The organism is Streptomyces sp. NPDC028298 (assembly GCF_055565895.1).
This window is the reverse complement of sequence record NZ_JBVHTL010000009.1, coordinates 82,264-95,821: the sequence shown is the minus strand read 5'-3', so window position 1 is coordinate 95,821 and position 13,558 is coordinate 82,264. Positions and strand designations below refer to the sequence as shown.

Below are 13,558 nucleotides of genomic sequence, written 5' to 3'. Positions count from 1 at the left end.
CCGTTCCCGGGCGATTAGCTCAGTGGGAGAGCGCTTCGTTCACACCGAAGAGGTCACTGGTTCGAACCCAGTATCGCCCACCCGGAGAAGACCGGTCCGTCATCGACGGACCGGTTTTTCGTTGTGCGGACGCCGACGCGCCCGGTCGGGTCATGTCCGTTCGGACCGTGCCCGGTCAGGCCGCCGCTGCCAGGTCCGGGCGCAGCGGCCACGCCGGATCCACCGCCTCCGGTGAACCGCTGCGCGCGAACCAGGCCTGCAGCCCGCGCGCCTGCGCCGCGTGCCACACCGCCTGGAGCGTGTGCAGCTCGGACGGCGACAGCCGCTCGAGACGGGCCGAGAAACGGCGCCCCACCGCACGGACGACCTCCATCGAGGCCAGTGCGTCGGCCGCCGCGTCGTGCGCGCCCTCCAGCGGCACCTCGTAGTGCGCGCACAGATCCGTCAAGGTGCGGCGGCCCTTGCGGTAGCGGTCGAGATGCTTGTCGAGGACGCGCGGGTCGAGCACGCGCAGCGACGTCGACTCGAACCAGCGGTCGAGGGACGAGGCCCGATGCCTGCGCAACTCCCGGTCCAGCAGCGTCAGATCGAACGGGGCGTTCATCACCACCAGCGGCCGGCCGGCCGCGGCCTGTTCACTCAGCTCCCTTGCTATCTCCTCCATGACGGGCGACGGCCAGCGGCCGTTGCGCTGCAGATGTTCGTCCGTGAGCCCGTGCACCGCCGTCGCCCCCGCGGGCACCGGCACTCCAGGGTTCACCAGCCATCGGGTCACCCGCGGACGGGCACCCGGGGCGTCCTGGACGACGACGGCGGCCGACACGATCCTGTCGGTCTCGACGTCCACGCCCGTGGTCTCCGTGTCGAACGCGGCCAAAGGGCCCTCGTACCAGCACGTCATACGTACACAACTCCTCGTTCACCCACGGCAGCTGACGTACCGTCTTCTGCCCGTTTGGTGATACCCGGCCCGTTTGCGCCGTACGCCGGAAGGAGACAACAGAGGTACGGGTCTTTGCAGTTCAGCGACCCGTCGCGGGGATACATCAAGCCTGGAAGGCTGTTGGACTCATGGCACTCGCGCAGCCCGAACGGGGCGGGCTGCTGCCCCAGCGGACGGCACCCCATCGCGGCTCACTCGCCACCACCGCCTGCATGGAGACCTTGCAGGTGGGCTACTTGCACGCCGTCGCGGCGGCCGCGGGCTGTTCACTGTCCCAGCCGTTTCCCGACAACGGCATCGACTGGCACGTCAGCCACAGCGCCCCCGGGCACACGGTCGACGACGAAGTCACCATCAAGGTGCAGCTCAAGTGCACGTACCAGATCCCGCCCAACCCCCCGGGGCCCGCCTTCTCCTTCACGCTCGACAACGAGCACCTGGCGAAGCTCGCGCGCACCCCGGTCTCGGTGCACAAGATCCTGGTCGTGATGCTCGTGCCCAGATCCCAGGACGACTGGCTGCGTGCCAGCCACGACCGGCTCGACCTGCGGCACTGCTGCTACTGGATCAACCTCGCCGGACACGCCATCACGGGCCGGCGCCGGACCACCGTCCGCATCCCGACGGCCCGGATCTTCGACGACCGCGCCCTGTGCGAGATCATGACGCGGGTCGGGACGGGAGGCAGACCATGACACACCGCCCCATCGACGAGGCGCTCCGGCCGGTCAGGCCCCACCCCGCCGAAGCCTTCTGGAACGATCCGCCGGCTCCCGACCAGGTGGACCCGGCCGTGCTCGGCGCGCTGCTGCGGCGGCACGGCTGGCAGCGCCGCGGGGGAGCGGCCGGGCGGTACGGCAGGTGGACCCCACCGGGGCCCGGGGGCGGCGGCACCAGCCTGCTGGTGCCGGAGAACCGGGCCTTCCCCGACAGCGACGACCTCCTCGGCGAGGCCCTCGTCGCCCTCTCCCGCAACGGCTCCCCGGCCGCGCGGGACGTGCTCGTCGCCCTCGCCGTGCCCAGCGACGAGATCCGCTGGTGGCGGGACGTGCCGACCGGTCCCGTGGGCGCGGCGCCCTGGACGGTCGAGGAACAGACCCGCGGCGCCGCCCGCCAGATGCTGCTCGCCGGGGCGCTCGCGGCACGCGCGCGTGCCGGCTACTACGGCGCCCGCCACCGCAGGGCGGCCACCGCCTCCCTGGAGAACGTCCTGGTCGGCGCGGAACCGGGCGGGCGGGGCCTCACCGCCTTCGTTCCCGTCACCTCCGGCCGGCCGCTCGCCGTACGGCTGCACGAGGCGCTGTGCGCGGCCCGCGAGGCCATCGACTATCAGCGGGCCACCGGCGGCATGGACGCCTTCGACGCCGCCGTCGAGGCGGGCGTCAGCCATGAACTGATGGAAGCCCTGGTGGCCCTCGTCCGGGGCACCGAGGGCGCCCGCATCACCGTCGAGTGGTCACCCGCCGCGGGCGTCCCCGAGGGCGGCGCGAACCCCGCCGAGCCCGTCGAGTTCTCGCCCGGCGACCTGCCCGTCCTGCGCGAGGCCGGGGCCCGCTATCTGCGCGAGGAGCCGTCCGTGCCGGTACGGCTCACCGGTGCCGTGGTCCGGATGCGCAGGTCGGGTGCGCGCGGGGCCGGCACGGTACGGCTGCGGGTCATCGCCGGCGCCGAGGTCCCGCATGTGCGGATGACCCTCGACGAGGAGGCGTACCGGATAGCGGGCCAGGCCCACCTGGTCGGGCTGCCCGTACGGGTCCACGGCCGGCTGGAGAGCCGGGGCGGCTTCCGCAGGCTCACGGACGCCACCGGCGTCGTACCCGTCCAGGTGGACGAGGCCGAACGGGACCGGCTGATGAAGTCGCTCCAGGAGAATCTGGACTTCTTCGAGGAGGCCTGCACCGAGGACTGAGGCCCGCGTCCGGGGCGGCCCGGGACGCCCTGTCCACAACCGTTTCGCGGAGGGGACCCCGGGCTCGGTAGGATTCGGGGCATTGCCATGCCATCCCGTATGTGGTGTGGACCCCTTCAGTCAGGAGAGACCGGTGTCAGACGTCCGTGTGATCATCCAACGCGATTCCGAGCGGGAAGAACGTGTGGTGACGACGGGCACTACGGCCGCCGAGCTCTTCGCCGGCGAGCGCACCGTCGTCGCGGCCCGGGTCGCGGGCGAGCTGAAGGACCTCGCGTACGAGGTGCGGGACGGCGAGGAGGTCGAGCCGGTCGAGATCTCCTCCGAGGACGGCCTGAACATCCTGCGCCACTCCACCGCGCACGTCATGGCCCAGGCCGTGCAGGAGCTCTTCCCCGAGGCCAAGCTGGGCATCGGCCCGCCGGTCAAGGACGGCTTCTACTACGACTTCGACGTGGAGAGGCCCTTCACGCCCGAGGACCTCAAGGCCGTCGAGAAGAAGATGCAGGAGATCCAGCGGCGCGGCCAGCGCTTCTCCCGCCGCGTCGTCACCGACGAGGACGCCCGCGAGGAGCTCGCGGCCGAGCCGTACAAGCTGGAGCTCATCGGCATCAAGGGCTCCGCGTCCTCGGACGACGGCGCGGACGTCGAGGTGGGCGGCGGCGAGCTGACCATCTACGACAACCTCGACGCCAAGACCGGCGAGCTGTGCTGGAAGGACCTCTGCCGCGGTCCCCACCTGCCCACCACCCGCAACATCCCGGCGTTCAAGCTGATGCGCAACGCCGCCGCGTACTGGCGCGGCAGCGAGAAGAACCCGATGCTCCAGCGCATCTACGGCACCGCCTGGCCCTCCAAGGAGGAGCTGAAGGCGCACCTGGACTTCCTCGCCGAGGCCGAGAAGCGCGACCACCGCAAGCTGGGCAACGAGCTGGACCTGTTCTCCATCCCGGACCAGATCGGCTCCGGCCTCGCCGTCTTCCACCCCAAGGGCGGCATCATCCGCCGGGTCATGGAGGACTACTCGCGCCGCCGGCACGAGGAGGAGGGCTACGAGTTCGTCTACACCCCGCACGCCACCAAGGGGAAGCTCTTCGAGACCTCGGGCCACCTGGACTGGTACGCCGACGGCATGTACCCGCCCATGCAGCTCGACGAGGGCGTGGACTACTACCTCAAGCCCATGAACTGCCCGATGCACAACCTGATCTTCGACGCGCGCGGCCGCTCGTACCGTGAACTGCCGCTGCGCCTGTTCGAGTTCGGCACCGTGTACCGGTACGAGAAGTCGGGCGTCGTGCACGGCCTGACCCGTGCCCGGGGCTTCACGCAGGACGACGCGCACATCTACTGCACCAAGGAGCAGATGGCGGACGAGCTCGACAAGACGCTCACCTTCGTCCTGAACCTCCTGCGCGACTACGGCCTCACCGACTTCTACCTGGAGCTGTCCACCAAGGACCCGGAGAAGTTCGTCGGCTCGGACGAGATCTGGGAAGAGGCCACCGAGACGCTGCGCCAGGTCGCCGAGAAGCAGGGTCTCCCGCTGGTCCCGGACCCGGGCGGCGCCGCCTTCTACGGCCCGAAGATCTCCGTGCAGGCCAAGGACGCCATCGGCCGCACCTGGCAGATGTCGACCGTGCAGCTCGACTTCAACCTGCCCGAGCGCTTCGACCTGGAGTACACCGGCCCCGACGGCTCCAAGCAGCGCCCGGTCATGATCCACCGCGCGCTCTTCGGCTCCATCGAGCGCTTCTTCGCCGTGCTGCTGGAGCACTATGCGGGCGCGTTCCCGGCGTGGCTGGCGCCCGTCCAGGCGATCGGCATCCCGATCGGCGACGCGCACGTGGAGTACCTCCAGAAGTTCGCCGCCGAGGCCAAGAAGCAGGGCCTGCGCGTCGAGGTCGACGCGTCCTCGGACCGGATGCAGAAGAAGATCCGCAACGCCCAGAAGCAGAAGGTGCCCTTCATGGTCATCGCGGGCGACGAGGACATGGCGGCCGGCGCCGTCTCCTTCCGCTACCGCGACGGCTCCCAGGAGAACGGCATCCCGCTCGCCGAGGCCATCGCCAAGATCGCGAAGGTCGTCGAGGAGCGCGCCCAGATCTGATCCGGACGGATCGGGTCGCCGCGGCTCGGCCGAGACCTCAGCCCCCGGGAAGCTAGCTTCCCGGGGGCTTCTCGTCGCCCTCGCGCGAGAACCGCTGCAGCAGCCACGAGGAGAACGACCCCGTCACCGCGCCGAGCAGCCCGAGACCGCACGCCATCATGGCGACGGCGATCGTCCGCCCTCGGGGCGTCACCGGCGTCACATCCCCGTACCCGACGGTCGCGAGCGTGGAGGCGGCCCACCACACCGAGTCGCCGAAGGTGACGATCGTCGCGTTCGGCGCCCGGTACTCGGCCTGGTAGACGGCGAGGGCACCCGAGAAGCCGAGCAGCAGGACCGAGATGCTCGCGTAGAAGATCACCCGTGAGTACAGCGGGAGCCGGGGCTCCCCGCGGCGCCGCAGCACCGAGTCGTAGAGCTTGACGACCCGCAGCGGCCGCAGCAGCGGCAGGACGAGCACCACGGTGTCCAGCAGGTGCCGCCGGACGAACCTGCGGCCCTGCCCGCTCAGCCGCCAGCGCACCAGGTAGTCGACGAGGAACACCGCCCAGATGGCCAGGACCAGCGAGACGCAGGCCTCGCGCACCCACGCGGGAAGTCCGTGTCCCAGGACGTGCACCGCGTACCCGGCGAGGAACAGCAGCGACCCGATCGCCAGCGGTACCTCCGTGCGGCGCTCCCAGCGGGTCATCGGGCTGTCGTCGTCCATGGCCACAGCTTGGCCGCAGGCTCCTTTGCCCGGCACCCGCCGACACGCCGCGAACGGGCGAAGCAATATGCTGCAACACATGACGAGTGAGCCGGAGCAGCAGATCGGAGTGGGAACGCAGGACGCGTTCCAGCGCCTTTGGACGCCCCACCGGATGGCTTACATCCAGGGCGAGAACAAGCCCACCGGCCCGGGGGCCGACGACGGTTGTCCGTTCTGCTCGATACCGGCCAAGTCCGACGAGGACGGGCTGATCGTCAGGCGCGGGGAGCACGTGTACGCCGTGCTCAACCTCTACCCGTACAACGGCGGGCACCTGATGGTCGTGCCCTACCGGCACGTCGCCGACTACACGGACCTCACGGGGCCCGAGACCGCCGAACTCGGTGAGCTGACCAAGCAGGCCATGACCGCCCTGCGCACCGCCTCAGGCGCCCACGGCTTCAACATCGGCATGAACCAGGGGACGGTCGCGGGTGCCGGCATCGCCGCCCATCTGCACCAGCACATCGTGCCCCGCTGGGGCGGCGACACCAATTTCATGCCCGTCGTCGGGCACACCAAGGTCCTGCCGCAGCTCCTCGCGGACACCCGCAAGATGCTGGCGGAGGCCTGGCCCACCGCGTAGCCCGGGTCCGGGGCGCCCCTGCCGGGCGCCCCGTCCGTGCTCGGCGGCCCGCCGCTACGCGTCGTACAGGTCGGCCTTGCGCGGTGAGGGATCCTGCACCGCCGTGCTGAGGAACGACGAGCGGTTGCCGAACTTCTCCGTGTCGACGCCGTTCTCCTCGAGGACCTTGATCGCGGCCGTGTGCACCACGCGGAGCACCGGCGTCGCCGCCCGCAGCGCGTCGTCCGCCATGAACCGGTGCCGCCACGGCTGATCGGCCCAGGCGTGCCGCAGCCCGAAGGGCTCGGGCAGCGCCAGACTCCCGCCGATCCAGTTCAGCAGCGGCGGATACCAGGTGAGCGGTGCCCGCGCCGCGAGCCGCACGACCTCGTCCGCGGTGACCAGCGGCAGGTTCACCTTGCGGGTCTCCCAGAACTTGACGGCCTTCGCGACCTCCTTGGTGGGAGCCTCCGGCTTGCTGGTGAACAGCGGGTTCACCGGACCCAGCGCGTGCCCGGTCACCTCGATGCGCAGCGTCTGGTGCAGCACGGTCACCGTGATCATCATCGTGATGATCAACTGGCCGTCCCAGAGGGTCCACTGGACCCCGAGATAGTGCCGGTCCCCGCTGCCGAACTGCTGCTTGTTGCAGATGTCCTGCACCGCGTGCGACTTGATCGTGTACGCGTCCACGTCGGTGCCGCCCGGCCGGGACACCGCCTTCGCGTTCTCGCCGATCGGGGTGACGATCCAGTGCTTTATCGAAGGCGCCGGGAAACCACCGGTGTTGAGCGGGCCGCGCTCCAGCATGCGCAACTGGTCGTGGATGTTGCGGATGACGTCCCAGCTCCGGAACGGATGGATCTCCTTCTTCTCGTCCAGCGCCACCAGGTCCTCGGCGAGCTGCCAGCTCCCCCAGCGGGTGCCCATGCCGAGTATGCCCTTGGGGCCCGCGTAGAAGACCGAGTTGGACTGCTGCTCCGCGGTGAGCCGGGCGAGCGACTGGCGCAGTTGCTCCGCGGCCGTCTCACCGGGGCTGCCGGGAACCGCCTCGGGAATCTTGGCGCCGATGCCGCCGCCCGACAGCAGGCTGTCCCAGCGCTCCCGCAGATCCCTCGCGGTGCGCTCGCAGATCCGCTTCGCCCACAGCCAGCCCACGACCGGCAGGATCACCGCGGCACGCGCGTACCAGGCCCAGAAGCCGGTGAACGGCATGCGGACGAGGAAGAGGACGGCCAGCGCGCCGACCGCGAACAGGAGCGTCGTGCCGAGCGCGGAACCGCGCTTGTCCGCGCGCTTGGCGATCTGCGTGCGGATCTGAAAGACCATCAGCCACACCAGCAGGCCCGGCAGGAACAGCAGTCCGCAGAGCACCATGACGGCGGAGAGCCAATTGTCGCGCTCCCGGCGGATGTTGGTGGCCGCGAGACAGTGCTCGACGACGACCTGCGGCTCGGTGCCGAACGACTGGATCAGCGGGGCGCGGCCCTTGCCCAGCATGCGGGCCGTGACGGCACCCGAGAAGGCCTCGCCGAGATTCGGCGTGAACAGCTTGAGCCGGCCGGCCTTCACCGTGGACTGGTGCCATTCGTTGTCGGCCTTGAGGATCTCCTCCATCGGGCTGTCGCGGTACGCGGCCGAGGCCAGGGCGAACGTCGCCGCCGTCTGCCCCGCGGAGCCCGTGAGCGGCACCTGCGCCCCGGGAGTGAAATCGAAACCGTCGAACGCCACTTCCGCCCCCATCGCCGCCGCACCCGCTCCTGCGGCCTTCCCGACTTCGGTGTCCCGCACACCTGTTGATCAGGTCTTCGTCTTGATCAGTTCTCAGAGTATCGGCCGCGGCCGACATTCGTCGGCGGACGGCCGAAGCCGCCCACCGACGGATGAAACCCCCCGCGGGAGTGCCCGGGGCAACCCCGGTCCTCAGGTACCCGCTTCCTGTTCGCGAAGCCGTTCGGCGATGTGCTGGGGCATGGGTTCGTGCCGCGCGTAGGAGCGGTCGAAGCGCGCGGTGCCGTGCGAGACGGACCGCAGATCGACGGCGTACCGCCCGATCTCGATCTCGGGCACCTCGGCGCGCACCAGCGTGCGCCCGCCGGCCGCCTGCTCGGTGCCGACCACCCGGCCGCGCCGTCCCGACAGGTCGCTCATCACCGGGCCCACGTAGTCGTCGCCGACCAGGACGGTCACCTCCGCCACCGGTTCCAGGAGATGGATGGTCGCCTCGCGGGCCGCCTCGCGCAGGGCGAGCGCGCCCGCCGTCTGGAACGCGGCGTCGGAGGAGTCCACCGAGTGCGCCTTGCCGTCCCTCAGCGTGACCCGTACGTCGATGAGCGGATAGCCGGCGACCACGCCCTTGGCCGCCTGGGCGCGCACCCCCTTCTCGACCGAGGGGATGAACTGCCGGGGCACGGCGCCGCCGACGACCTTGTCCACGAACTCGATGCCCGAGCCGTTGGGCAGCGGTTCGACCTCGATCTCGCAGATCGCGAACTGGCCGTGCCCGCCGGACTGTTTGACGTGGCGGCCGCGCCCGGTGGCCGGTCCGGCGAACGTCTCGCGCAGGGACACCTTGTGCGGGACCACGTCGACCTGCACGCCGTAGCGGTTGCGCAGCCGCTCCAGGGCCACGTCCGCGTGCGCCTCGCCCAGGCACCACAGGACGACCTGATGGGTGTTCTGGTTCTGCTCCAGACGCATCGTGGGGTCCTCGGCCACCAGCCGTCCGAGCCCCTGGGAGAGCTTGTCCTCGTCCGCCTTGCTGTGCGCCTCGATGGCGAGCGGGAGCAGCGGGTCGGGCATCTGCCACGGCTCCATCAGCAGCGGGTCGTCCTTGGCCGAGAGGGTGTCCCCGGTCTCGGCCCGGCTCAGCTTCGCCACACTGGCGAGGTCGCCCGCGATGCAGTGGGTGAGGGCGCGCTGCTGTTTGCCGAACGGCGCGGACAGGGCGCCGACGCGTTCGTCGACGTCGTGGTCCTCGTGCCCGCGGTCGGTCAGCCCGTGCCCGGAGACGTGCACCGTCGCGTCGGGGCGGAGGGTCCCGGAGAAGACGCGGACCAGGGAGACCCGGCCCACGTACGGGTCGGACGCGGTCTTCACGACCTCCGCGACCAGCGGACCGTCCGGGTCGCAGGCCTTCACCTCGCGGGGCGCGCCGTCCGGTGTGGTCACGGCGGGCGCCGGGCTCTCCAGCGGGGTGGGGAAGCCGCCCGTGATCAGTTCGAGGAGCTCGACCGTGCCGAGGCCCTGCCGGGCTCCGTCGGCGGCGGGCGCGGCGGCCAGCACCGGGAAGAAGCTCCCGCGGGCCACGGCCCGTTCCAGGTCCTGCACGAGTGTCTTGAGGTCGATCTTCTCGCCGCCGAGGTAGCGGTCCATGAGGGTCTCGTCCTCGCTCTCGGCGATGATCCCCTCGATCAGCCGGTTGCGGGCCGTCTCGATGAGCGTCTGCTGCTCGGGCCCCGGATCCGCCTCCTTGCGCTCCCCGGAGGAGTAGTCGAACAACTGCTGGGTGAGCAGGCCGATCAGGCCGGTGACGGGCGCGTGCCCGTCCGGCCCGGCGGCGCCGTGCAGCGGGAGGTAGAGCGGGAGTACGGCGTCGGGGTCGTCCCCGCCGAACGCCTCGGCGCAGGTCGCGGTCATCTCCTCGAAGTCCGACCTGGCCGATTCGAGATGGGTGACCACGATGGCCCGCGGCATCCCGACGGCGGCGCACTCCTCCCACAGCATCCGGGTCGAGCCGTCCACCCCGTCCGAGGCCGAGACGACGAAGAGGGCCGCGTCCGCCGCTCGCAGACCGGCCCTCAGTTCGCCGACGAAGTCGGCGTATCCGGGGGTGTCGAGAAGGTTGATCTTGAACCCGTCCCAGTCGACGGGCACCAGGGAGAGCTGCACCGAACGCTGCTGCCGGTGCTCGATCTCGTCGTAGTCCGAGACGGTGCCGCCGTCCTCCACGCGGCCCGCCCGGTTCACCGCTCCCGCCGTCAGCGCGAGAGCCTCCACCAATGTCGTCTTGCCCGATCCGCTGTGGCCGACCAGCACCACATTCCGTACGGACGCGGGGTGGTCGGCCGCCGTAGCCCTGCCGGCGGCTCCGGGGTGTGTGTTCGCCTTGTCGCCCATGGCCTTGCCTCCCGTGCACGGTGAGGTCTCTGTGGGCGCGGGACATGCCGGGGCCGCGTGCGGCGGCTCCGGTGACGCCCGCGGTCCTTCGAGCTTTGCACTCGCGTCACTGTGCGTCCATACAAGGGACGCGATCGCGCCGTGACACCGGCGGCATCGCGTCGTGACACGGGGGGCGGGTGCCCGGCCATCGCACAAGCGCACGCGTGACTACGATGGGCCAGCCGACGGCCAGCAGGGGCCGCCCGGCGACACCGACCCTCGGGAAGGCCATGCTGAACAAGTACGCGCGTGCATTCTTCACGCGTGTCCTCACACCGTTCGCCGCGTTTCTCGTCCGCCGGGGGGTGAGCCCCGACACGGTCACCCTCCTGGGCACCGCCGGCGTCATGGCGGGCGCGCTGGTCTTCTTTCCCCGGGGAGAGTTCTTCTGGGGAACGATCGTCATCACGCTCTTCGTGTTCTCCGACCTGGTCGACGGGAACATGGCGCGCCAGCTCGGCCGCTCCAGCCGCTGGGGTGCCTTCCTGGACTCCACGCTCGACCGCGTCGCCGACGGCGCGATCTTCGGCGGCTTCGCGCTCTGGTACGCGGGCAACGGCGACGACAACGTCCTGTGCGCCGTGTCGATCTTCTGCCTCGCCAGTGGCCAGGTGGTGTCGTACACCAAGGCACGCGGTGAGTCGATCGGTCTGCCGGTCGCGGTCAACGGTCTCGTCGAGCGCGCGGAGCGGCTGGTGATCTCGCTGGTCGCGGCCGGTCTGGCGGGTCTGCACACGTTCGGTGTGCCCGGCATCCAGGTGCTGCTGCCCATCGCGCTGTGGATCGTCGCCGTCGGCAGCCTCGTCACGCTGATCCAGCGCGTCGTCACCGTGCGCCGGGAGGCAGCCGAGGCGGACGCCGAGGTCGCCGCCCAGAACACCGAGGCCACCTCGTGACCAGCCTGCGCGACAGGCTGGTCGACGGCGCCTACGCCATGGGCTGGAGCGTCGTCAAAAAGCTTCCCGAGCCGGTCGCCGTGGGCCTCGGCCGCACGATCGCCGACATCGCGTGGAAGCGGCGCGGCAAGGGCGTCCAGCGCCTGGAGAGCAACTACGCGCGCGTGGTGCCGGACGCGACACCGCAGCGGCTCGCGGAGCTCTCCCGGGCCGGCATGCGCTCGTACCTGCGCTACTGGATGGAGTCGTTCCGGCTTCCCGCCTGGAGCGAGGAGCGGGTGACGAACGGGTTCGAACCCAAGGACGTCCACCACCTCACCGAGGGGATCGCCTCCGACCGGGGCGTCATCCTGGCCCTTCCGCACATGGCGAACTGGGATCTCGCGGGCGCCTGGGTCACCACCGGGCTCCGGACGCCGTTCACGACCGTCGCCGAGCGCCTCAAGCCCGAATCGCTGTACGACCGTTTCGTCGCCTACCGCGAGGGCCTCGGCATGGAGGTCCTGCCGCACAGCGGGGGCGCCGCGTTCGGCACGCTGGCCCGGCGCCTGCGCGACGGCGGGCTGATCTGCCTGGTCGCCGAACGGGACCTGTCCGCCTCGGGCGTCGAGGTGGAGTTCTTCGGCGAGACGACCCGGATGCCCGCGGGGCCGGCCCTGCTCGCCCAGCAGACCGGCGCGCTCCTCCTGCCGGTCACGCTCTGGTACGACGACTCTCCCGTGATGCGCGGCCAGGTGCATCCGCCCGTCGAGGTCCCCGCGTCAGGCAGCCGGGCCGAGAAGACGTCTGTCATGACACAGGCGCTGGCGGACGCCTTCGCCCACGGCATCGCCGAGCACCCGGAGGACTGGCACATGTTGCAGCGGCTGTGGCTCAAGGACCTCGACGCAGGGAAGGCTCCCCGCGAGGGGTCCGACGCGCAGGATCCCGAGAAGAGGGCTTCGTGAGGATCGGCATCGTCTGCCCGTACTCCTGGGACGTCCCGGGCGGCGTCCAGTTCCACATCCGCGACCTGGCCGAACACCTCATCGGTCTGGGCCACGAGGTCTCCGTCCTCGCCCCCGCGGACGACGACACGCCCCTGCCCCCGTACGTCGTCTCGGCCGGCCGCGCGGTCCCGGTCCCGTACAACGGCTCGGTGGCGCGGCTGAACTTCGGCTTCCTGTCGGCGGCCCGGGTGCGGCGCTGGCTGCACGACGGCACCTTCGACGTGGTCCACATCCACGAGCCGTCCTCGCCCTCGCTCGGCCTGCTCACGTGCTGGGCGGCCCAGGGGCCGATCGTCGCGACCTTCCACACCTCGAACCCGCGCTCCAGGGCGATGGTCGCCGCGTACTCGATCCTCCAGGCCGCCCTGGAGAAGATCAGCGCGCGCATCGCCGTGAGCGAGTACGCCCGGCGCACGCTGGTGGAACACCTCGGCGGTGACGCCGTCGTCATCCCGAACGGCGTCGACGTCGACTTCTTCGCCCGCGCCAAGCCCAAGCCCGAGTGGCAGGGCGACACCATCGGCTTCGTCGGACGCATCGACGAGCCCCGCAAGGGCCTCCCGGTGCTCATGAAGGCCCTGCCCGCGATCCTGGCCGAGCGTCCCCAGACGCGGCTGCTGGTCGCCGGGCGCGGCGACGAGAAGGAGGCCGTGGAGTCGCTGCCCGCCGAGCTGCGTTCGCGCGTGGAGTTCCTCGGCATGGTCAGCGACGAGGACAAGGCCCGTTTCCTGCGCAGCGTCGACCTGTACATCGCGCCCAACACCGGCGGCGAGAGCTTCGGGATCATCCTGGTCGAGGCCATGTCCGCCGGGGCGCCCGTGCTCGCCGCGGACCTCGACGCGTTCGCCCAGGTCCTCGACCAGGGCGCGGCGGGCGAGCTGTTCGCCAACGAGGACGCGGACGACCTGGCCCGCGCCGCGCTGCGCCTGCTCGCCGACCCGGAGCGCCGGGCCGCCCTGCGTGAGCGGGGGAGCGAGCACGTACGGCGCTTCGACTGGTCCACGGTCGGGGCGGACATCCTGTCCGTGTACGAGACGGTGACCGACGGCGCCGCCGCGGTGGCCACCGACGAACGCACGGGCCTGCGGGCCCGCTTCGGCCTGGCGCGCGACTGACCCCTCTCGGACGGCGGGCCGGGCCCGCGGCCGACAAGCGCGGGCCGGCCTCGATCCGGCCTGCGGCCGAGCCACTCCGGGCCCGCCCGGCACGCGCGCGGCTCCGGGGCGGCTCGCCC

The 13,558-nt window shown here is 71.1% G+C and carries 11 protein-coding genes and 1 tRNA gene; 8 read left to right on the top strand and 4 right to left on the bottom strand.

Going from position 1 to position 13,558, the window contains the following annotated elements; all coding sequences use genetic code 11:
- Nucleotides 1–8: 8 nt before the first annotated feature.
- Nucleotides 9–80 (top strand) — tRNA-Val (locus tag ACZ4TO_RS33215).
- A 95-nt stretch (nt 81–175) separates the two neighbouring features.
- Here ACZ4TO_RS33215 and ACZ4TO_RS33210 read toward each other — a convergent pair.
- Nucleotides 176–901, bottom strand: coding sequence for a 3'-5' exonuclease (locus ACZ4TO_RS33210; RefSeq protein ID WP_382788898.1), 726 nt, complete (start codon nt 899–901; stop codon nt 176–178).
- 170 nt (nt 902–1,071) lie between these two features.
- Here ACZ4TO_RS33210 and ACZ4TO_RS33205 point away from each other — a divergent pair, with 170 nt between their 5' ends.
- From ACZ4TO_RS33205 to thrS, 3 genes are all read left to right on the top strand, one after another.
- Nucleotides 1,072–1,638, top strand: a complete 567-nt coding sequence (locus ACZ4TO_RS33205; protein ID WP_037621207.1) for a DUF4365 domain-containing protein — start codon at nt 1,072–1,074, stop codon at nt 1,636–1,638.
- Nucleotides 1,635–2,852 (top strand): hypothetical protein, encoded by a 1,218-nt coding sequence (locus tag ACZ4TO_RS33200; protein ID WP_382788895.1) that lies wholly within the window; start codon nt 1,635–1,637, stop codon nt 2,850–2,852. The genes ACZ4TO_RS33205 and ACZ4TO_RS33200 overlap by 4 nt, the downstream gene beginning before the upstream one ends.
- 133 nt (nt 2,853–2,985) lie before the next feature.
- Nucleotides 2,986–4,962 carry a threonine--tRNA ligase gene (gene thrS / locus ACZ4TO_RS33195; protein ID WP_382788892.1) on the top strand — a complete coding sequence of 659 codons (1,977 nt, stop codon included), beginning with the start codon at nt 2,986–2,988 and terminating at the stop codon, nt 4,960–4,962.
- Nucleotides 4,963–5,014: 52 nt separating this feature from the next.
- Here thrS and ACZ4TO_RS33190 read toward each other — a convergent pair whose 3' ends face one another.
- The gene (locus tag ACZ4TO_RS33190) at nt 5,015–5,671 is read right to left on the bottom strand and encodes a potassium channel family protein (RefSeq protein WP_382788889.1); all 657 of its coding nucleotides are present in this window, start codon (nt 5,669–5,671) and stop codon (nt 5,015–5,017) included.
- Between the two features lie 67 nt (nt 5,672–5,738).
- On the opposite strand from ACZ4TO_RS33190, the gene ACZ4TO_RS33185 reads away from it, so the two are divergent.
- The gene (locus tag ACZ4TO_RS33185; RefSeq protein ID WP_103547824.1) at nt 5,739–6,299 is read left to right on the top strand and encodes an HIT family protein; all 561 of its coding nucleotides are present in this window, start codon (nt 5,739–5,741) and stop codon (nt 6,297–6,299) included.
- Between the two features lie 54 nt (nt 6,300–6,353).
- On the opposite strand, the gene ACZ4TO_RS33180 is transcribed toward ACZ4TO_RS33185, so the two are convergent.
- Both ACZ4TO_RS33180 and ACZ4TO_RS33175 read right to left on the bottom strand, forming a co-directional pair.
- Nucleotides 6,354–8,021 carry a hypothetical protein gene (locus ACZ4TO_RS33180; protein ID WP_468026172.1) on the bottom strand — a complete coding sequence of 556 codons (1,668 nt, stop codon included), beginning with the start codon at nt 8,019–8,021 and terminating at the stop codon, nt 6,354–6,356.
- Between the two features lie 180 nt (nt 8,022–8,201).
- A complete protein-coding gene (locus ACZ4TO_RS33175) occupies nt 8,202–10,397 on the bottom strand; it encodes an elongation factor G-like protein EF-G2 (RefSeq protein WP_382788882.1) in 2,196 nt (731 codons plus the stop codon).
- Between the two features lie 215 nt (nt 10,398–10,612).
- Between ACZ4TO_RS33175 and pgsA the strand changes: the two genes are divergently transcribed.
- The 3 genes from pgsA to ACZ4TO_RS33160 are packed head-to-tail and all read left to right on the top strand — an operon-like array spanning nt 10,613 to nt 13,439.
- Nucleotides 10,613–11,335, top strand: a complete 723-nt coding sequence (pgsA, locus tag ACZ4TO_RS33170; protein ID WP_382789580.1) for a phosphatidylinositol phosphate synthase — start codon at nt 10,613–10,615, stop codon at nt 11,333–11,335.
- Entirely contained in the window at nt 11,332–12,282 is a 951-nt protein-coding gene (locus ACZ4TO_RS33165) for a phosphatidylinositol mannoside acyltransferase (protein ID WP_382788879.1), read from the top strand. The genes pgsA and ACZ4TO_RS33165 overlap by 4 nt, the downstream gene beginning before the upstream one ends.
- On the top strand, nt 12,279–13,439 hold the full coding sequence (locus tag ACZ4TO_RS33160) for a glycosyltransferase family 4 protein (RefSeq protein ID WP_382788876.1): 1,161 nt from the start codon (nt 12,279–12,281) through the stop codon (nt 13,437–13,439). The genes ACZ4TO_RS33165 and ACZ4TO_RS33160 overlap by 4 nt, the downstream gene beginning before the upstream one ends.
- Nucleotides 13,440–13,558: the final 119 nt, after the last annotated feature.

What these genes read in the sequence shown, in the direction of transcription:
- ACZ4TO_RS33210 (WP_382788898.1), bottom strand. Translation starts at nt 901, where the DNA reads ATGACGTGCTGGTACGAGGGCCCTTTGGCCGCGTTCGACACGGAGACC.
- ACZ4TO_RS33205 (WP_037621207.1), top strand. Translation starts at nt 1,072, where the DNA reads ATGGCACTCGCGCAGCCCGAACGGGGCGGGCTGCTGCCCCAGCGGACG.
- ACZ4TO_RS33200 (WP_382788895.1), top strand. Translation starts at nt 1,635, where the DNA reads ATGACACACCGCCCCATCGACGAGGCGCTCCGGCCGGTCAGGCCCCAC.
- ACZ4TO_RS33190 (WP_382788889.1), bottom strand. Translation starts at nt 5,671, where the DNA reads ATGGACGACGACAGCCCGATGACCCGCTGGGAGCGCCGCACGGAGGTA.
- ACZ4TO_RS33185 (WP_103547824.1), top strand. Translation starts at nt 5,739, where the DNA reads ATGCTGCAACACATGACGAGTGAGCCGGAGCAGCAGATCGGAGTGGGA.
- ACZ4TO_RS33180 (WP_468026172.1), bottom strand. Translation starts at nt 8,021, where the DNA reads ATGGGGGCGGAAGTGGCGTTCGACGGTTTCGATTTCACTCCCGGGGCG.
- ACZ4TO_RS33175 (WP_382788882.1), bottom strand. Translation starts at nt 10,397, where the DNA reads ATGGGCGACAAGGCGAACACACACCCCGGAGCCGCCGGCAGGGCTACG.
- pgsA (WP_382789580.1), top strand. Translation starts at nt 10,613, where the DNA reads ATGGGCCAGCCGACGGCCAGCAGGGGCCGCCCGGCGACACCGACCCTC.